Genomic DNA, 19,089 nt, shown 5'->3' on the forward strand with positions numbered 1-19,089 from the left:
CATGAAATTTTTTATCGACCAGCACGGATGCGCAAAAAATCAGGTTGACGGCGAGCTTATCATCTCCCTGCTTAAAAAAAAAGGTTGGGAGCAGACTTTTGAGCCGACAGAAGCCAATCTAATCATCGTAAATTCCTGCGGATTCATTGAATCTGCCAAAACTGAGAGCATTAATGCCGTTATGAGCGCACGGCAAATGTACCCAAAGGCAAAAATCTTGCTGGCGGGCTGCCTTGCCCAGCGTTATGCCAGCGAATTAAAAGACGATTTGACCGAAGCCGACGGATTTTTTGGTAACGGAAAACTTGACGAAATCTACAAAATCCTTGATCCGCTTATGAATGACCAGCGGCCTCTTCTCGTTCCCAAACAGGAAGGCGTATGCTGCGGCGACCGTGACATTCTTCTTTCTTTTCCGGGCATGGCCTTTGTCAAAATCACTGAGGGATGCAATAACCGCTGCTCATTTTGTGCCATTCCCATTATCCGTGGGGATTTGCGCAGCCGAAAAGCAGATGAAATCATTTCTGAAATCAAAGAACTGGTCTCAAAAGGCGTATACGAAATCAATTTGATTGGGCAGGACTTGGCGGCCTACGGAACTGGAGCCGCGGACAACTGTTTTGGCGACGGAAGAACATTCCTGCCAAACGGAACTCCCGGAAGTGAAGTTTTGACGCAGATGGACGCGGATGGACGCAGATTAAATGACGAGAAAAATATCTGCGTGAATCTGTGTGAATCCGCGTCTAATTCTAAATCAGGATTGGCCCGGCTTCTTGAGATGATTTCTCAAATTCAGGGAACTTTTGTGGTTCGGCTTTTGTACATTCATCCCGATCACTTTAATGAAGATATTCTGCCGGTAATGCAGGCTGATTCCCGTTTCCTTCATTATTTTGACATTCCTTTCCAGAACGGAGATGACCAAATCATCAAAAAAATGAACCGCGTGGGAAGCAGGGAAAAATACAAGGCTCTTATCGCAAAAATCCGCTCGGTTTTCCCAGATGCCGCAATCCGCACCACCTTTATGGCGGGCTTCCCCGGAGAAAGTGACGCTGCCTTTGAGAACACTAAGTCCTTTTTGCGGGAAATTGCCACTGACTGGAGCGGCTGCTTCTCTTATTCAAAAGAAGACGACACTCCTGCCTACGATTTCAAAAAGCAGGTTCCCAAAAAGACCTCCGAAAAACGAGCCGCCGAGCTTGTGGAAATTCAGGCAGAAATCACCAGGGAGCGATTAAAAACCCGCACTGGAGCAGAATACGACATTCTCGTTGAGGAAGTTCTTTCTGAAAGCAGCGAAAATCCTGACGAGGGACTGGCAATTGGCAGGGCTTGGTTTCAGGCACCAGAAGTTGACGGAAGCGTGGTTGTTCGATACGACAGAAGTTCTGAAAGCGAAAAAAATGCTGTCAAAACAGGCCGCCTTGTCCGCGTAAAAATCACTTCCAGCGGCGATGTGGATTTGAACGGTGATTTCGTAAGCGACTCGCCCTTAAACGAAAAAATCAAGGATTCTGACCAACTGAAATTTGCTCAGAATCTTTAGAAATTATATAAAATATTTATGGAGGAAAATAGTATGAAAAAATTACATCTTATTTCTACTTTTTTTGCTATCGCTTTGCTCTCTGCGGGCTTTATTTCATGTGGTTCGACTTCAACGGCTGTTGCTGAAGGCTCCGCAAGTTCTGGAACAAGTGACGGTTCAAATATCTTTATTATTTTAGACTCAAATCCTAGCACTGGTTATTCATGGACATACAATATCGAAGACAAATCAATTGTTGCTTCGGTTTCTGACAATTTTGTTCAGAATAATTCTGGTTCTGAGCGGGTTGGAGCCGGCGGAATCCATACTTTTATTCTGCAAGGTAAAAAAGAAGGTAGAACTCAAGTCGTTTTCACCTATGCGCGAGCAAATGCTAGTCCAAGCCAAAAGCGAGTGTATGAAGTTACAGTTGATTCCAATCTTTCAACTGGACTCAAGCTTCTTTCCGCTGAGTAAATATTTTAAATGGCAATCGAGGACGAAATTCTTTCTGGTATCACAGATTCTCAGACGGGCGAGCTTTCCGAGCACGCAAAAGAATATCTCTCGGTTTTAAATCCTGAGCAGTACGAAGCCGTAGTCCATGAAGGAAGTCCCCTTTTGATTCTGGCCGGGGCTGGCTCTGGAAAAACCCGTGTCATTACGACAAAAATCGCCTACCTGATTGGCGAAAAGGGCGTAAATCCCCATTCGATTCTTGCGGTCACATTCACTAAAAAGGCAGCCGCTGAGATGCATGAGCGTGCCATTGACCTTGAAAGCCGGGCCGAATATTCTCAAATCAAAACTTTTCACTCCTTCGGAGCCTGGTTTTTGCGGGTCTATGCCGATGATGCGGGAGGCGACCTTGGCTTCAGCCCGAATTTCACCGTTTACGATGATGAAGATGTTGTCTCCCTGATTCAGAAAGTCGAGCCTAAACTGACAAAAAAAGAAGCGGCGACCTATGCGCGGAAGATTTCCCTTGCAAAAGATTACTGTCTCCTGCCGGATTCCCCTGAGCTTTTGACCCGTGATGAGTTTTTAAATCCAACTGATTTTGCCGAAATGTACGCCGCTTACGAAAAGCGTCTCCGCGCCACTGGAAATGTGGATTTCGGCGATTTGATTTTGCTTCCCTATCTGGCCCTTACCCGAAATGCCTCTCTCCGTGAAAAAATGTACCGTCGTTTCCGGGTGATTATGGTGGACGAGTATCAGGACTCCAATGTAGCCCAGTTCAAATTGCTGGAGGCTCTTTCCGGCTTAAACGATGGCAGCGGAACTTATGTCTGTGTCGTCGGTGATGATGACCAGTCCATTTACAAATTCCGTGGGGCGGAGATTCAGAATATCCTGAATTTCCCGAAAATCTTTGAGGGAACGAAAATCGTCCGTCTTGAAAGCAATTACCGCTCAACTCAGGAAATTCTTTCCCTGGCAGATAATGTGATTAAGAATAATTCCGGCCGTCTCGGAAAAACTCTCCGGGCTGAGCGGGGAAGCGGAAAGACTCCCGTGCTGGCTTTTTTGCCTAATCAGGACGATGAGGTTCATTTCTGCGCTGATTTAGTTCAGAAGACTCATACGATGGGAGTTCCTTATTCAGAATGGGCGATATTATATAGAACTAATGCCCAGTCCATGGGGTTTGAGAGCGAGTTCGTGCGAAAAAAAATCCCATACATAATTGTCGGCTCCCTTAAATTCTTTGAGAGGGAAGAAGTCAAGGATATCGTTGCCTGGCTGGAATTGCTCGCGAATCACAAAAACGAAATCGCCTTTCACAGAATCATAAATAAGCCTGCAAGGGGAATCGGAAACAAGACACAGGACTCTATCGTCGCCTGTGCCCAAAATGAATGGCAAGTGACAAACGAAAACGGCGCGGAGATTCAAAATTTTGAGAAGAATGACATCATCGCAGCCTGCCGCTACATGACTAGCCGTCTTTCGGGAAAGAGCAAGTCTGAGGTGGCAAAATTTGCCGAATTAATCGAGGAAATCGAATCTCTTTTTGAGGAAGACACCACGGCGGGAGGGGAGTTGGCAAGCCAAGTCCTTTCTGATGGCGCAAATCTTTCTTCAGAGGAGCTTAAAAAGCGGGAGAGCAAAAAAACGCTGGCGGAATTAATCGAAGCGATTGCAAAAAAATCTGGCCTTGCCCAGTATTACGAGGACCGCGATAAAGAAGAGCACACTTTCCGCGTGGAAAACATTCAAGAGCTTGCAAACTCCGCCGTTCCATATCCTCTTGCCCGGCAGGGACTTTTGGATTTTCTTGACAACATCCAGCTTGACCGCACCCTTTCAAATCAAGACGAGGATGTGGCGGAAGACGCCGTCACTTTAATCACATTGCACAACACCAAGGGCTTGGAATTCAACCGGGTGGTTATGACCGGCATGGAAGAGGGAGTTTTCCCCCGCAACGGCGACGACGAAGAAGAAATGGAAGAAGAGCGCCGCTTGTGTTATGTGGGAATCACGCGGGCAAAAAACGAGCTTTACCTGACATCTTGCGCCGTCCGACGCATGTACGGCCACATCGAGTACATGAAATGCAGTCCTTTTTTGCTTGAAATGGGAACGGAAGGCATAAAGGCAATCGGTCAGCTTCCGTCAAGATACCGGGGCAGCAGCTTTTATCAGGGGGATTACGGCGAGCGGGGCTTGAGCCACCCTGATTTCGGCACTGACGAGATTCAGAAAAAATACCATCGGGGTGCGAAAATCTACCACGACGATTACGGCTACGGCATTATCGCCAACACGGCCGTCAATGACGATGGAGAATACGCAATCACGGTGTCTTTTGAGAACAGCGGAATCAAACGGTTTTTGCCAAAGTATCAGGAATCAAGCCTGATGATCGTTAAAGACTGAGTTGATTGTTACTTTCTTCTTGTTATAATGTTTTACTTAATATGAAAGAGCGGATTTTTTCTTTTATTTTGATTTTTTCTCTTTTTGGCGGGCTTTTGTCTGCTGAAAATGTGATTTCTGATTATACGACGGATAAAGTCGAGGAATTTGTTACTTACCGTGTCGTGCTTAAGAGCGTAAAAGATGATATTGCCTATGATACCATTCTAAAAATGAAAGAAGAGGCGCTTGCAGAGCTTCCAAAACATGCTCTTGATTTTGAGCAGGAAGAATGTATCCTTGAGAGTTTGTATCTTACGGAATTTTACGAACATTCCCTTACTGCCAGTGGAAACCAGAAGGAACTTCGCAGACAGATGAAAAATCAAATGAAAAAAAATATGACCTGCATCGACAATCATAAGGAAAAAAACATAAGCGAATGGCTTTACCAGTTTACGGCGGATGTCACTTCTTATTATATGACTCGTTCTGTGGCGGCGACTTTTTTTTACGGCATGAAGGTCAAAGGTTATTACGAAAAAGCCATTGAAATCAATAAAAATCGCGCATCATCTTATGTTTGTCTCGGAAACTGGTGTTTTTATGCGCCGCGGCTTTTTGGGGGCGGTTTGAAAAAAGCGCAGAAACATTATGAGTCAGCAGAAGCCTGTGCTGAAATTGACGGTGAAAAATATCTTGCCTACATTTCCATGTCGCAAATCAATTACGAAAACAAAAATAAAGAGACAGCAAAAGAATATCTTGAAAAAGCGATTGCCCTTGATCTTGGTCGCAAGGACTTGGATTTAATTGCCCGGTGTAACGAAAAGGGCTATTCCTATTTTCAGTATTTGCGAAATCGCTCTGGTATAGATGAGGAAATGGCCGAAGACGAAAAGGATGAGGAAGACAAGTAATAGAAAATTGAAAACTAAAAATCTAAGTGATTTTCAAAATCCGTGAGCATATTCCACAAAAACTCTTTTTTCGCTAAAATATTCGCTATGGCTACACATAAAACCGTTGACGAAACAACACTGGAAAATCTTTTGTATCTTTCCCGCCTGTCTCCTTCAAGCACGGACATGGCGACGCTGAAAAAGCAGGTCGATGAAATAGTCGGCTACTTCGACATCCTTTCAAAATACGACGACTCAGAAAATCCCTACGACGCATATCCTTCGACAAAAGCCGAGGCTCTTCGCGAGGACGAAATTGTTGCAGGACTTGATATCCCTGATGTCAAAAAAATCACCGACAAATTCATGGACGGATACTTCCAGGTTCCGAAAGTTCTTGGAGAGGGCGCATAATGTACTATACGATAAAAGAAACGGTCGCCGCCTTGAAATCTGGCGAAACGACAAGCGAAAAACTGGTTCGCTCTTCCATCGACACCTTTACTGCCGACCAGAAATCAGAAAAACCGCTGAATGCCTTTTTGGAAATCTACGATGATGCTTTGGAAGCCGCAAAAGCCGCTGACGCAGAGATTTCCGCTGCCCGCACAAATGGCACAATCGACAAACTCTTTGCAGAAAAGCCGCTCCTTGGCGTGCCTTTCGCAAACAAAGACAATATTTCAAGCAAGGGGCACCGCCTCACTTGTTCCTCAAAGATTCTTGAAGGCTATGTGGCTCCCTACAATGCCACGGTCGTTGCCCGCCTCGTTGAAAAGGGAGCGATTCCCCTTGGTCGCTGCAATCAGGACGAGTTCGCTATGGGCTCTTCAACTGAATATTCAATTTACGGCCCGACTCGCAATCCCATTAACCGCGACTATGTTTCAGGCGGTTCATCTGGCGGTTCTACGGCAGCCGTTGCCGCAAATCAGGCACTTTTCGGCTTGGGCACGGAAACCGGCGGTTCTGTCCGTCTGCCCGCAAGCTATTGCGGCATTTACGGCTTAAAGCCCACTTACGGCGTTCTTTCTCGTTGGGGAGTTGTGGCTTACGGCTCTTCTCTTGATCAAGTGGGCATCCTCGGCCACACGCCTGAAGACATCGCCCTTCCTCTCTCTCTTATGAGCGGAGTGGATTTTTACGATGACACCAGCGCGGATCTTCCAGATTCAGACAAACTGGCAAATCTCAGCGCATACAAGGATTTTTCTTCCCTTAAAATTGCCGTTCCCAAGCAGTTCGAGGAGGCAAAAGGCCTTGATGGCGATGTAAAGAAAGTCTTCGATGACACAAAAAAATGGTTCTCAGGCAAGGGAGCAAAAATTGACAGCGTTGACCTTCCTGTTTTGGACGCGTCAATCGCCGCATATTATGTCATCGCCCTTTCTGAGGCTGCATCAAACCTTTCCCGCTTTGACGGCATCCGCTACGGACACCGCGTCGATAACGGTGCGGGCTACGATCAGCTCTATGTTGACACCCGCAGCGAAGGCTTTGGTCCTGAGGTAAAGCGCCGAATCATCATTGGAAACTATGTGCTTTCAGAGCAGTTCTCTGGCGACACATACAAGAAAGGTATGTCAGTCCGTGCCCGCATTCAGCGGGAAGTTGCCGCTTTGTTTGAAAACTACGACATCATTCTCTGCCCGGTTTGCCCCACCCCAGCCTTCAAGTTGGGCGAAAAATACGACGATCCTCTGGCGATGTATTTGAGCGACCTTTACACCGTATTCGTAAACCTTGCCCGTATTCCGTCAATTTCGGTTCCGGCGGGAGTAAGCAAAGACGGTCTTCCTATAGGCATCCAGTTCGCAGGCAAAATGTTCAGCGAAGCAAAGATTTTGCAGCTGGCGCAAGCCTGGGAAGAAGAGCATAAGGGATGCGGAATTCCTGTTAAGGAGGGCAAGTAATGGCTATCGATAAATACGAAATCGTAATCGGCTGTGAGATTCACACCCAGCTTTTGACTAAAACTAAGGCTTTCTGTGCCTGTGAGAACCGCTATGGCGGCATGCCGAACACCCGCGTTTGCCCTGTCTGTTTGGGCTTGCCTGGCGCAATGCCCCGCATTTCCAAGGGCTATGTGGAGCTGGGGGCGGTAGCTGGCCTGGCTTTGAACTGCAATATCGCTCACTTTACTAAATTTGACCGCAAGCATTATTTTTATCCGGATCTTACCAAGGGCTATCAGATTACCCAGTACGATATTCCTTTGTGTACTGACGGTTTCGTTGATTTGCCGCTTTCTCACTTCCCGAAAGACGAGCAGGTTGGTGGCGCAAAACACCGGCCTGTAAACTTTAAGGGCGAAAACTGCATTATCGACGGCAAATACCGCCGGGTCAGAATCGAGCGAATCCATCTTGAGGAAGACGTAGGTAAGTCTCTCCACTTGCAGGGGGCCCACTCATACATCGACTATAACCGCTCTGGCACTCCCTTGATTGAGATTGTCACCAAGCCTGATATGTCAAGCCCTGACGAGGCCGCTCTTTTCATGCAGACGGTTCAGGAAATCCTCCGCTATGTAAAAGTCACTGCCGGAAACCTTGAGGAAGGAAACATGCGCTGTGACGCAAACATCAACCTCAATGTGTGGGAAGACGGAAAGCTTTATCACACGCCGATTTCTGAAATCAAGAACTTGAACAGCTTCAAGGCAATCCGCGAGGCCTGCACTTACGAGGCAAAGAGGCAGCTTGAGGAATTCCAGAATGACCGTCAGGAATTCAACGCGGGATTCAAAGTGACTATGGGCTGGGACGAGGCAAAAGGCCAGACTGTGGTTCAGCGTACCAAAAACTCTTTCGTGGATTACCGCTTTGTGGTTGAGCCAGACATCAAGCCTTTCAGCGTAAGCGACGAGCTGATTAGCCGTGCCGGTTCAAAAGTAGGCGAGCTTCCTGAGGCAAAACGAAGGCGCTTAAAGAAGGATTACGGTCTTTCTGATTTCGATGTTGAGACTTTGACCAGCACCCGTGAGCTTTCCCTTTGGTTTGAGGAAGCGGCTAAGGGTGCAAAAGATGTTAAAAAAGTCGCCAACTGGATTCTTGCGGAGCTCCTTGCTGTCCTTAACGAAAAGAACATTACCATTGGCGAAGTGAACATCAAGCCGGCTCACATCACTGAGCTGGTAAACGCCATCGCTGACAAAAAAATCACTTCGGCACAGGGCAAAACCGTTTTTGCAAAAATGCTTGAAAGCGGCAAAATGCCGGCCCAAATCATCAAGGACGAGGGCATGGAAAGCGTTTCTGACTCTGGCGAAATCGAAAAAATCGTCGATCAGGTCATCGCCGATAATCCAAAGGCTGTCTCCGACTTTAAGGGCGGAAAGACCAATGTTGTGGGCTGGCTCATGGGGCAGGTTATGAAGGCTTCTAAAGGCAAGGCAAACCCAGGCGTGGCAACAAAACTTGTTACAGAAAAACTTGCAAAGCTGTAATGATTTTTAGGAGATTTTTATGAAGAAACTTGTTTCAATTTTTATCATGTTCTTTTCTTTTACAACACTTTTTGCGAAAGAGTTTGAATCTCAGAAAAAGGCTGAGTCTTTTGTTGCTGGCATTGTCGAAGATTTTACTGAAAAAAAATTTCAAGAATCTGTCGATAGATTAAAGGAGTATTCTTTTATCAATTCGGCTACAATGGATAATCTTGTTGTGCAGGCTTCCCAGCAGTGGACTCTGATTGAGCAAGTTTATGGAAAAAAACTTTCGGTTGATTTTCTCTCTTCAAAAAAAGCTGGCGAATCTCTTGTTCAATTGGTTCATATCGTTCGTTTTGAAAATTATCCTCTTATCTTCAGGACTGTTCTTTATCGTGCTGAAAAGGGATGGACTGTAGTTGGATTTTCTTTCAACGATACGCTTACAGACTTGTTTTAGAATATAAGAATGTCAGAGCCGTTGAATATTTCTCAAGAAATTTTCTCTCGCTTCGGCACGGTAAAACGCGCCCGGAAGTGTTTTCTCTATACGGCAAAAGGTGTCCGGCTCACAGACTTGTATCAGGAAGAGGGCAGGGCAATCTTGGGCTGGGGCGGCTCTGTCTTCACGATTTTCAAGAATGTCCTTGAGAGGGGTGCTCTAGGCAGCTATTTTACTGATTTTTCTTCTCCTTGTGGCAGGGAAAAAAGCCCACTTGACCGCGCTATTTCCGCTCTTTTTGGCGATGAGCGAAAAGCATTCACTTTCTCTGGCAAGCAGGCGGCTTTGGAAGCGGCAATTTCTCTTTCTGCAGAAAGCACCAGCGTCTGGCGGCCATGGAATCCCGTGAGCGTGGACTGGCGGGGGGTAAATTGCATCGTTTTTGCGCCAAGCCTTCCCTGGGCCAGTGATATTTTCATTCTTGCGGTAAAAAGCGAGATTCTTTCATCTGAGAGCCATTATTTTAAGGGCGAGTCTTTTCTTCCCTCAGCCTTGTGCGCTGCTGTCACCCGCTCAATTTACGACTTAATCAAGGCCTTGCAGGAGCGGGAAGAAAAGCACTGGTTTATTTACGACCAGATTATCACAAAATACTGGGAACGCAAGGGGCCATATCTCTTCCCCAAAGTCCCGGAAGAAAAATACGCTGATTTTGTCCGTCATTGCCTCGATTGCGCTATGGTTATTTCTCCGGATTATCACCAGCCTTCAATAGTTCCTTTTGGCTCTGACAAAGGCGTTTTCTCTAAACTTCAGAAGAATCCATTCATCTATGACTGAGACTGAAATCATCTTTTTTACAATAAAACTCTTTCTCGGCGGAATCATCGCTTTTTTGGCCATTATGCTTTGGAGCAAGACGCGAGATTTTTCATGGATGTTCCTCGTTTTTGCGGCGGTCACCGGCTATTCGGCCATCGTCTTCGACCTGCTCTTAAAACTTGGCTTCGTGACGGCAAAGGAAATCTCAATTTTTGGAAATGAAATTCCCCTGGTTCAGCTTGTCCTCTCGGTGGTGCCAAGCCTTTTCGTGATTATAGCTTTTATCATCATGCTTTCAAAAAGCGGGAGAAAATAATGACGACGGCAGAATTCTGGAAATCCTATTTAAAAGCGACTAATCAAAAGACAGAAAATGCAGTTTATTCCGGCGAGCTTGTTTTTGAGGATTCGGGCTTTACCGGGAAGACTCAGCTTTCCCTTGTCCTTTCTGGGGCAAAAACCGCCACCTTTACGCCCTTTGATTCTTTTGAGATTAACCGTGAGACAATACCTGTGGCAGGTGAAGTGTATGTCGTCCTTGATTCAGAAGAAGAGCCGGTAGCAATCCTTGAAGTGACCAATGTGACCGTGATTCCTTTCAACGAAATTCCCTGGGATTTGGCGGCCCGTGACGGCGAGAACGAAAATCTTTCTGACTGGCAGGATAAAATGCGGGAATTCTTGGAAGACGAGGCTGATTTGTGTGGATTTGAAGTCCGCGAAGACAGCAAAATCGTCTGTGAGATTTTCCGCGTAATATATAGAAAATAATTGCCATAAAAGGAGGTCTTAAAATGGCTAAAAAATCTCAGATAAGTCTTTTCTGGCTTATCCTCAACATCGCTGTTGGCGCGCTTCTTGCTATCGGCGGAATCTGGGCTTTGCAGGGTGGCGGAGACTTCGGCTGCAAGGCAATCAAAAGTATCTTCAGCGGTGATTTCGCAAAGATTATGGGGATTGTTTTCGGCGTAATTGAATTGCTTTCGGGAATTTTCATTATTCTCCAGCTCTTCATTGGTGACCGGGTAGGTTCTCTTGGCACAATCCTCAAGCTGATTATCGTAATCGTCTGGGCAATTGCAATCGTCCTCGCAGATTTCATCCACGGAAATTTCAACAATTTCCTCTCATGGTTCTACGACTTTGCAATGCATGTAATCATTTTGTGCGCCCTTTTGGTAACACGAGACTAAAAAAAATCCCACCGTGCTTTACGGTGGGTTCATTCAACTGTAAAAATTGAATTAGTTGGCAGCTGCTTTTGGAGCGCCAGCGTTTGCAGGAACGACTGTGATTTTCTTTGTAACGAAACCTGAGCGGTAGCAGCGTGTGCAGACATTCAATGTTTCTGTTCTTCCGAAATCTTCTGTCTTTACCTTGATGATGTTTGGTCTCCAAGTGTGGCGTGTGTGGTTGTATGATTTACTAACTCTGTTACCAGACTGAGAACCTTTTCCGCAGATATCACAAACTCTAGACATGATTTATACCTACCTAAAAATTGAATACAAATTAAGTTCAAATAGTATATGAAAAACGCTCTATACTGTCAATATGAAAGAACCAAAATCCGTGAATTTTTATGCTTCAAGGACAAGGCCGTCATAGGCAGGGGAGACGCTTCCGCCTTCGCTGACGATTTTGCTGAGGCGGGGAAAATCAGGGAGCTTTTCATTTATGTAATTTTGAATCTGCTCGTGGCTCATATCGTGGGTGATATGGGTGAACCAGGTGTGCTTTGCTCCGATTCTCTCGGCATAGGCCAGAGCCTGCAAAAAATTACAGTGGCTTGAGTGCTCTTTTTCCCTTAATGCGTCGATTACAAGGTGCTCAATCTGACCGCCGGCTTTTATGACTTCAGAAATTGACTGGTCGCTGATGAAATTGCAGTCGGTGAGGTAGGCGATTCCTTTTTTTTGATCCTTTGCGCCGTGGCTGAAAACATAACCGTTGGTGTGATGGTTTCCGTGCAGCATGGGAATTTGCACGATCTGGATTTTTTTTTCCTCACCGAGTAAAAGAGGATTTTCACTGGTATTCTGGTCGATTGGAATGAGGTGGAGCTTTGGAATTCCGCCTCCTTTATCATGATCTACGAAAATGTAGGGGAATCGCTGGTGAATGTAGCCTTTTGTACGCTCGCTGGTGTAGACTGGCAGGCCTTCCCCGCTGGTTTCGGGATATTTTTCGGCAATTACGCGGTCACGGCTCATGGCGAAGGAATTTTTGTGGCTGAAAATGCGCAAATCATCAATTCCGTGAAGGTGGTCTGCATGGGAATGAGTGATGAAAACGGCGTCCAGGCGGCAGATTTTGTATTTAAGAGCCTGAAAGCGGAAATCCGGCCCCACATCAATGAGAAAGTGCTGATTTGCCTCTTCCACCAGGGCGCTGCAGCGAAGCCTTGTGTTGTGAGGATCAGAAGATGTGCATACCGGGCAAGTGCAGCCGATAACTGGAACTCCGTGACTTGTTCCGGTTCCCATTAAAGTCATTTTCATGCTTTCCATTCTATCAAAAATTCTACTTTAGATAAAGATAAGTCCGTCACTATCCGCGATAAAGTGCAATATTTTCAAGTATTTGGTCTTGTTTATTGACCACACTTCCTTAAAAAGATAAAATAAGATATCGAATTTTTTGGAGATTAAAATGCCGTATTCTGAACCGACCAATCTTGGTGTTGTTGCTTGTCCGGGTGGAGCTGTTTTTGCAGACGAAGTTATCGCACATTTGCGCCACATGTACAAACATCGTTTTGCCCTTAAAAGTGATGTAATTTCAAAACGATACAATCTCGAAAAGGACAAATTGGTCCAGGATATCAATTTCCGAAACGACCTTGCCACTTCTGACTTGGTAGTTCGTGGCCAGACCGACAAATATCGTCCGCCGGTTTTCAAAATCAACACCCAGTTCACTTGGTTCGCAAACGGCGAGGTCAAGGCCGAGCTTCTTGATTGCGTTCGCGGAAAGGACATCTATATTTTCCAGGATGCCGAAAATCACGAGCCGATTCCAATGAACGGCGGCAAAAACATGGTCAATTTCTCTGTAAACGACCATGTTATGACCCTTCTCGTTACAATCGATGCCGTCCAGCAGGCAGGAGCAAAGTCAATCACTCTTGTTCTTCCTGCTTTCCCATACAGCCGCCAGCACAAAAAGAAGAGCCGTGAAGGCCTTACAGCCGCTCTTCTCTGCCACATCTACGAGCTCAAGCATGTCACGCGAGTAATCACTTTGGACATCCACTCTCGCGAAATTGTCAACGCTTTCAACACGACATATCTTGATAACTTGCACGCTTCATATCAGATTATCCGGGAGCTTGCAAAAGTCGTAAATCTCACAGGCCCAAATAAAGAGGATTTGGTTGTCGTTTCTCCAGACACTGGCGCCATTGACCGCAACAAATTCTACGCTACAGGTCTCAAAGTTCCTCTGGCAATGATTTACAAAGAGCGGGATTATTCTGTCGTCACTCAGGACGCAAAAAACACCAATATCAAGAGCGTCAAACTTCTTGGTGATGTTAAAGGCAAAGTCGCTTTCCTTGCAGATGATATGTTGGGTACTGGTGGCACTCTCCTTAAAGCAATGGAATTCTTGCACAACAACGGAGCCACAAAAGTCATCGCCGCAATTTCCCTCCCATTCTTCAGCGGAAACGCAATCGAACTTTTCGATCAGGCATACAAGGACGGCCTTTTCTACCGCGTAATCGGTACAAACGCTGTCTATCACTCAAATCTTAAAGACAAAGAATGGTTCATCTCAACCAATGTCACTGGCCTTTTCGCAAATGTCATCACGCGAATCCATCATGACCAGTCTTTGAGCGATCTCCTCGATAACCGCACGATTATCGACAAACTTATCAAAAAAGACACTGATGCCGCGGCCAAGGCCGAAAAGTCAGACAAAGTTGACTGATACGATTCTTTGTATTGATATTGGAACTTCTTCTCTCAAGGCGGCTCTTCTGCCCGACAATCTGAAGAAGTTCCCGATTTTTGTTTCCCGTCAGGCTTTCCCCAAATCTTCTTTCGGCGAGCGTAATTCTGCCCGCTTTTATCTTCCTGCCCTTAAAGCCGCCCTTTCTGAGCTTAAAGAGAAAAATCCTGACTTTGCCATTGAGGCAATCTGCGTGAGCGGAAACGGCCCAACAATCATTTCTGAGGATGGAAGGACTTTTTTATACAGCGATGCCCTTCCTGATTTTCCTGTCGAAGAGAAAAAAGTGCTCGAAAGGACGAAATCTCTTTTTATTCCCCGTTTTATTGGCTTCCGTGAGTTGTATCCTGCCCAATGGAAAGAAAGCCGGGCGATTTTTGGCACACCTGAATTTTTGCTTCATGAGTTGACTGGCGAGTCTCTTTCAATCCTCCCAGAAGACCGCTTTTTGCCAGCCTATTGGACGGAAGAAGAGCTTGAATCTTGCGGATTTTCAGATTCTGACATAAAAAAAATTCCGCCATTAAAAAAAATGGGCTCCTTCGTCGGTAAAGTAAGCGAAAAAGCCGCCCTTGCAACAGGCCTCTTTGAAGGCACTTTCGTTTTTGCGGGCGCGCCTGACTTCGTGGTAGCCCTTTTAGGCACGGGAACTGTCTTCCCCGGTCGTCTCTGTGACAGGGCAGGTAGCAGCGAGGGCTTGAATCTCTGCACCACAAAGCCGGTCTTTGCAGAAGGTTTACGCACCCTGCCCAGCGCAATTCCGGGACTGTGGAATCTTTCTTATCTTTTGAATCCCTCTGTGGACTCTGCGCCCTCTGTGAGGAATTTTAATGAGCTTGCTCATGGAATCAGGCTTCTTCGGGGGGCGGCTCTTTCTAACGGCGAGTTTTTTCCGGATTATATGACAATTACGGGCGGGCAGGCTTTGGATGATGAGCTGATTGCCCAAAAAGAGGCTGCGACTGGCCTTAAAATAAAGAAAATGCCCTGTGCCGATGCGGAGCTTATCGGAGACTTGATTCTTGCCCGTGTCGCTTTGGGGGACTTTGACGATGTTCCTGAAGCTGTCTTCGGACTGATTGGAGCTTAACATGCAGACTTACAACTTACCGAAAAATCCACGAGTCCTTATTTTCGACATTGACTCAACCCTCTACACCTGTCCTGAATATGCCCACGAGCAGATTGACTCTCAGGTTCGACATTGGGCGGCTTTGAACGGATATTCTGCTGACGGCGCGCGGAGCATGATTGCAGATTTCCGCAGAAAGTGGGCAGCTGAGCATAATGGTCAGAAAATTTCTTTGGGTAATCTCTTTAAATTCTTCGGTGTTTCCATTGAGACCAGCATTGATTGGCGGAAAAAGCTCTTTAATCCGGCGGATTACCTTAGCCGGGATGAAAAACTGATTGCAGCCCTCACTGAACTTTCAAAAAAATTCTACATGATTTGCGTCACCAATAATCCTGTGGAGCCGGCGCGGAAAACCCTTGAAGTCATCGGAATTTCAGACCTTTTCCCAGAAATCGTAGGTCTGGACACTTGCATGGCCTCAAAGCCTTCAAAAAAGATTCTCGACAAGGCGATGGAGCTTGCGAGTGTGGCTTTGGGTGGGGAAATTTCTTACTCAGACTGCATTTCAATTGGCGACCGTTATGATATTGACTTGGCGTTGGCCATAGAGCTTGGCATGGGCGGCGTTCTCGTTTCTGGAAGCGAAGAAGTTTGCAATCTTAGCGAGATTTTGTTATAATCACTTTGTACCTTTCGATCCCGTAGCTCAGCTGGATAGAGCATCAAAAACGCTTTCGCGTTTTACCTAATTGGAAGCTCGTGCGTTCCAGTTGCAACAGGTAAGCTACGGTTTCAGAGCCTGATCCCGTAGCTCAGCTGGATAGAGCATCCGCCTCCTAAGCGGAAGGTCGTGCGTTCGAATCGCATTGGGGTCATTCGGCGGTCAGATTTTCTATTTGATCGCCGATTTTTTTTGTCTTGTCGTTTACCTCGCTGAATTTGGCGCTGGCGTTTGACAAATGCTTTCCCAGCGTGGCAAGTTCTTCCTTATAGTTGCTGAATTCGCGCTGGATTCCTGAGATTTTCTTGATGATTGATTCGGCCTGCTCTTCGATTTTCATTCCCTTTAGTCCGTAGACGATGGAAAGAAGGTAGGCGTAAAAAGTGTTGGGGGAGACGATGATGACCCGGCTTTTCATGGCGTAGTCAAAAAGCTCATAGCCCTTTGCGCTGTCTTTTGTGAGGATTTCGTAGTAGACGCTCTCGGAAGGAATGTACATGAGGGCGAAGTCGAAAGTGCCTTCCTGCGGGTGGATATATTTCTTTGAGATTTCGTCGATTCTGGCTTTGACGCTTTTTATGAATTCTGATTTTGCCTTTTTTTTGCCGTCAGCGTCTTTTGATGAAAGATAGCGCTCAAAGCTTTCCAGCGGGAATTTTGAGTCCACCGGGATAATGTGCTTTCCCAGCCGGATTATGGCGTCAACTGTGGCTCCGTCAGAGAATTGAAATTGTTCCTGATAATTTTTTGGCGGAAGAGTGTCTTTTAGTAAATTATATAGAAGATATTCACCGAAATTTCCCCGGAGTTTGGGCGCGTGGAGAATCATTTTGAGGGAAGAGACTTCCTTGCCGATTTCCTGAATTTGAAGGGTTGTGCTTTCCAGGGATGCGAGTTTTTGCGTAAGCTCAGAAAAATCCGAGTTTTTGCGGGAGGCGAGGGCGTGAATCAGCAGAATCAAAAGAAGGAGAGAAAAAAATGCCAGACAGGCGATTATTACATAAGTCAAAGGAAAATTCATGAAAAGATTTTAGCATAAAAAAGATAGGAAAGTAATAAGGGGATAGAGGATAGATTAGAAGGAGAATGTTTTTTTTCAGAATGTCCGATTATCCATTTTCAATTTTCTGTTTTCATTTTATAATGGCTGAATGGTACAGGTTAGCACAGTTCAGAATGCGTCGGTTTTGCCGCAGTTTTATTCGGATTTTCTTGCCGGAAAGCGGCAGCTCACTTCCAGCGAAATTTCCCTTCTTAAAAAGACTAATAAAAATTCTGATTTAACATGGAAGAATGTCTGGGTCAGCAAAGAATCTTTTGATCCAGCCCTTGTTTCTGGCTGCGAGATTTACGGATTCCTTGTAATAGGAAAACTTTCTGCTTCAACTCTCAAATATCACGATTTAGCTCTCTGTGAAGGCTTGTATGATTCTTATCTTGAAAATGTCGTGATTGGCGATGATTGTGTCGTCCGAAATGTGCATTACCTCTCAAATTACAAAATCGGAAAGCGAAACATTCTCTTCAATATTCAGGAAATGTCCTGTACCAACCACTCCAAATTTGGAAACGGCGTTCTAAAAGAAGGGGAGCCTGAGTCTAACAGGGTCTGGATTGGCATAGGAAACGAAAATGATGGCCGAAGGGTGCTTGCCTTTGAGAATATGATTCCGGCTGATGCCTATATATGGTCAAAATACCGGGACGATTTTCTTTTGCAGCGTCGGCTTTTGGAGATGACCGAAAATCAATTTTCAAAGAAACTCAACACTTTCGGTCTCACAGGCGATGATGTGGTCATCAAAAACACAACTCTCTTAAAAGACGCCAAAATCGGTGGCAATGCCTACATTAAAGGAGCTTTCAAACTCAAGAACATCACAGTGCTTTCAAGTGAAGCTGAGGCCAGCCAGATTGGTGAGGGCGTTGAATTGGTGAACGGTATTTTGGGGTACGGTTCGCGGGTTTTCTATCAGGCGGTGGCAGTGCGTTTTGTCATCGGGCGAAATTGCCAGCTCAAATACGGTGCGCGGCTTCTCAATTCAATTCTGGGCGACAATTCTACTGTCTCCTGCTGCGAAATCCTCAACAATCTTATTTTTCCCTTCCACGAGCAGCATCACAATTCTTCATTCCTTATTGCTTCAACTGTTGGCGGTCAAAGCAACATCGCTTCTGGAGCAACTATTGGCTCAAACCACAATTCCCGCGCGGCAGACGGAGAAATGTATGCAGGGCGTGGCTTCTGGCCGGGGCTTTGCTCTGATTTTAAGCACAATTCCCGCTTTGCAAGTTTTACCCTTATCTCAAAAGGAAGCTACCAGCACGAACTGAACATAACATTCCCATTTTCACTGGTTGCCAGTAACGGACCTTGTGAGCCGATTACGATTATCCCGGCTTACGCCTTCATGTACAATATGTATGCGGTCGCGCGAAACAAGGCAAAGTTTGAGAAGCGGGACAAGCGAATCATAAAAATTCAGAATATCGAGACCGATCCTCTGGCTCCTGACACGATTCAGGAAGTTGAGGGGGCTTTGCGAAAAATCATCGAACTGACGGCAACATATCTTATTTCAGAAAAAAACAAGGAAGCTCTTGCCGCAAAAACGAAGGAAGATTTGTATCAGGTTGCTAAGGATTATCTTCACAAAAATCCAAATGCTGAATTCGGTTTGTTTGATAAAGACGCTCAGAAAAAATACGGTGCAATCGTCATCAAGCCAGTTAAGGCCTACAAAGCCTACCGGAGAATCGTAAAATATTTTGCAGTGCGTACTCTCTGCGATTATTGTGACCGCAACGGAAAAGAGCGGCTTTCAAGCGAGGATATCTTTAAGATTTCAAAAATGCCTCTTTTCTCTGAATGGGTAAATGTGGGCGGTCAGATTATTCCCGAACTTCGGCTTTCCCAGCTGTTTGAGCTTATAAAAGAGCAGACGGCAGACACCTGGGAAAAAGTTCACGATTATTACGATGGATGTCAGGAGCTGTATGAGGATTTTAAAGTCGCTTATGCCCTGAATCTGCTTGAAAAACTTTATTCTCGCCCAATTTCGGACTTTAACCGCAGGATTTTTGACGGAATCATTGAGGATGTCCTTTTCGCAAATCAGGATATGTATAATGCAACCCTTATTTCCCGCATGAAGGACTTTGATGATGAATTCAGAATGAATACTTTCAGAAATGCCAGGGAGATGGACGCCGTTCTTGGCGGCATCACTGACAACGAATTTATCCTTGAGATGAAAGAAAGTACATCTGTTTTTGAGAAGAAGGTAAGGTCTTTATTTACAGAGCTTACATCTCTGTAAATTCCAAGAAACAAATAG

Annotated in this window: 19 protein-coding genes and 1 tRNA gene; 17 read left to right on the top strand and 3 right to left on the bottom strand. The window is 45.7% G+C overall.

Features of this window, described 5'->3' with window-relative positions; translation table 11 throughout:
• Window position 1: 1 nt before the first annotated feature.
• The 12 genes from B2089_RS05810 to B2089_RS05865 all read left to right on the top strand — a co-directional run bounded on the left by B2089_RS05810 (window position 2) and on the right by B2089_RS05865 (window position 11,191).
• The gene (locus B2089_RS05810; RefSeq protein WP_296325374.1) at window positions 2–1,555 is read left to right on the top strand and encodes a MiaB/RimO family radical SAM methylthiotransferase; all 1,554 of its coding nucleotides are present in this window, start codon (window positions 2–4) and stop codon (window positions 1,553–1,555) included.
• 33 nt (window positions 1,556–1,588) lie between these two features.
• On the top strand, window positions 1,589–2,014 hold the full coding sequence (locus B2089_RS05815; protein ID WP_296325377.1) for a protease inhibitor I42 family protein: 426 nt from the start codon (window positions 1,589–1,591) through the stop codon (window positions 2,012–2,014).
• Between the two features lie 9 nt (window positions 2,015–2,023).
• Window positions 2,024–4,423 (top strand): ATP-dependent helicase, encoded by a 2,400-nt coding sequence (locus B2089_RS05820; RefSeq protein WP_296325380.1) that lies wholly within the window; start codon window positions 2,024–2,026, stop codon window positions 4,421–4,423.
• 41 nt (window positions 4,424–4,464) lie between these two features.
• Window positions 4,465–5,322, top strand: a complete 858-nt coding sequence (locus B2089_RS05825; RefSeq protein ID WP_296325383.1) for a hypothetical protein — start codon at window positions 4,465–4,467, stop codon at window positions 5,320–5,322.
• A gap of 87 nt (window positions 5,323–5,409) precedes the next feature.
• On the top strand, window positions 5,410–5,718 hold the full coding sequence (gatC, locus tag B2089_RS05830; protein ID WP_296325386.1) for an Asp-tRNA(Asn)/Glu-tRNA(Gln) amidotransferase subunit GatC: 309 nt from the start codon (window positions 5,410–5,412) through the stop codon (window positions 5,716–5,718).
• Entirely contained in the window at window positions 5,718–7,217 is a 1,500-nt protein-coding gene (gene gatA, locus B2089_RS05835) for an Asp-tRNA(Asn)/Glu-tRNA(Gln) amidotransferase subunit GatA (RefSeq protein ID WP_296325390.1), read from the top strand. The genes gatC and gatA overlap by 1 nt, the downstream gene beginning before the upstream one ends.
• Complete coding sequence (gatB, locus tag B2089_RS05840; protein WP_296325393.1) at window positions 7,217–8,752, top strand: Asp-tRNA(Asn)/Glu-tRNA(Gln) amidotransferase subunit GatB; 1,536 nt, start codon at window positions 7,217–7,219, stop codon at window positions 8,750–8,752. The genes gatA and gatB overlap by 1 nt, the downstream gene beginning before the upstream one ends.
• 19 nt (window positions 8,753–8,771) lie before the next feature.
• Window positions 8,772–9,194: a hypothetical protein gene (locus B2089_RS05845; RefSeq protein WP_296325396.1), complete on the top strand. Its 423-nt coding sequence runs from the start codon at window positions 8,772–8,774 to the stop codon at window positions 9,192–9,194.
• A 9-nt stretch (window positions 9,195–9,203) separates the two neighbouring features.
• On the top strand, window positions 9,204–10,016 hold the full coding sequence (locus B2089_RS05850; RefSeq protein ID WP_296325399.1) for a hypothetical protein: 813 nt from the start codon (window positions 9,204–9,206) through the stop codon (window positions 10,014–10,016).
• A complete protein-coding gene (locus B2089_RS05855; protein ID WP_296325401.1) occupies window positions 10,009–10,314 on the top strand; it encodes a hypothetical protein in 306 nt (101 codons plus the stop codon). The genes B2089_RS05850 and B2089_RS05855 overlap by 8 nt, the downstream gene beginning before the upstream one ends.
• Window positions 10,314–10,769: an ASCH domain-containing protein gene (locus B2089_RS05860; RefSeq protein ID WP_296325403.1), complete on the top strand. Its 456-nt coding sequence runs from the start codon at window positions 10,314–10,316 to the stop codon at window positions 10,767–10,769. Before B2089_RS05855 ends, B2089_RS05860 begins: the two co-directional genes overlap by 1 nt.
• Window positions 10,770–10,792: 23 nt before the next feature.
• Window positions 10,793–11,191 carry a hypothetical protein gene (locus B2089_RS05865; protein WP_296325406.1) on the top strand — a complete coding sequence of 133 codons (399 nt, stop codon included), beginning with the start codon at window positions 10,793–10,795 and terminating at the stop codon, window positions 11,189–11,191.
• A 51-nt stretch (window positions 11,192–11,242) separates the two neighbouring features.
• Here the strand turns inward: B2089_RS05865 and rpmB are convergent, their stop codons facing one another.
• Window positions 11,243–11,479, bottom strand: coding sequence for a 50S ribosomal protein L28 (rpmB, locus tag B2089_RS05870; RefSeq protein WP_296325409.1), 237 nt, complete (start codon window positions 11,477–11,479; stop codon window positions 11,243–11,245).
• 99 nt (window positions 11,480–11,578) lie between these two features.
• The gene (locus B2089_RS05875; protein ID WP_296325412.1) at window positions 11,579–12,499 is read right to left on the bottom strand and encodes an MBL fold metallo-hydrolase; all 921 of its coding nucleotides are present in this window, start codon (window positions 12,497–12,499) and stop codon (window positions 11,579–11,581) included.
• Between the two features lie 151 nt (window positions 12,500–12,650).
• Between B2089_RS05875 and prs the strand changes: the two genes are divergently transcribed.
• The 4 genes from prs to B2089_RS05895 all read left to right on the top strand — a co-directional run bounded on the left by prs (window position 12,651) and on the right by B2089_RS05895 (window position 15,905).
• Window positions 12,651–13,934, top strand: coding sequence for a ribose-phosphate diphosphokinase (prs, locus tag B2089_RS05880; RefSeq protein WP_296325415.1), 1,284 nt, complete (start codon window positions 12,651–12,653; stop codon window positions 13,932–13,934).
• Window positions 13,927–15,045, top strand: a complete 1,119-nt coding sequence (locus tag B2089_RS05885; RefSeq protein ID WP_296325418.1) for a hypothetical protein — start codon at window positions 13,927–13,929, stop codon at window positions 15,043–15,045. The genes prs and B2089_RS05885 overlap by 8 nt, the downstream gene beginning before the upstream one ends.
• Window position 15,046: 1 nt before the next feature.
• A complete protein-coding gene (locus tag B2089_RS05890; RefSeq protein ID WP_296325423.1) occupies window positions 15,047–15,709 on the top strand; it encodes an HAD family hydrolase in 663 nt (220 codons plus the stop codon).
• Between the two features lie 122 nt (window positions 15,710–15,831).
• Window positions 15,832–15,905, top strand: a tRNA-Arg gene (locus B2089_RS05895).
• Here the strand turns inward: B2089_RS05895 and B2089_RS05900 are convergent.
• Window positions 15,903–16,772: a DNA recombination protein RmuC gene (locus B2089_RS05900; RefSeq protein ID WP_296325426.1), complete on the bottom strand. Its 870-nt coding sequence runs from the start codon at window positions 16,770–16,772 to the stop codon at window positions 15,903–15,905. The two genes, B2089_RS05895 and B2089_RS05900, sit on opposite strands and share 3 nt — an antisense overlap.
• 130 nt (window positions 16,773–16,902) lie before the next feature.
• Here B2089_RS05900 and B2089_RS05905 point away from each other — a divergent pair, with 130 nt between their 5' ends.
• Window positions 16,903–19,071: a DUF4954 family protein gene (locus B2089_RS05905; protein WP_296325429.1), complete on the top strand. Its 2,169-nt coding sequence runs from the start codon at window positions 16,903–16,905 to the stop codon at window positions 19,069–19,071.
• Window positions 19,072–19,089 lie beyond the last annotated feature (18 nt).

Source organism: Treponema sp. UBA3813 (assembly GCA_002368605.1).
GTDB lineage: Bacteria > Spirochaetota > Spirochaetia > Treponematales > Treponemataceae > Treponema_D.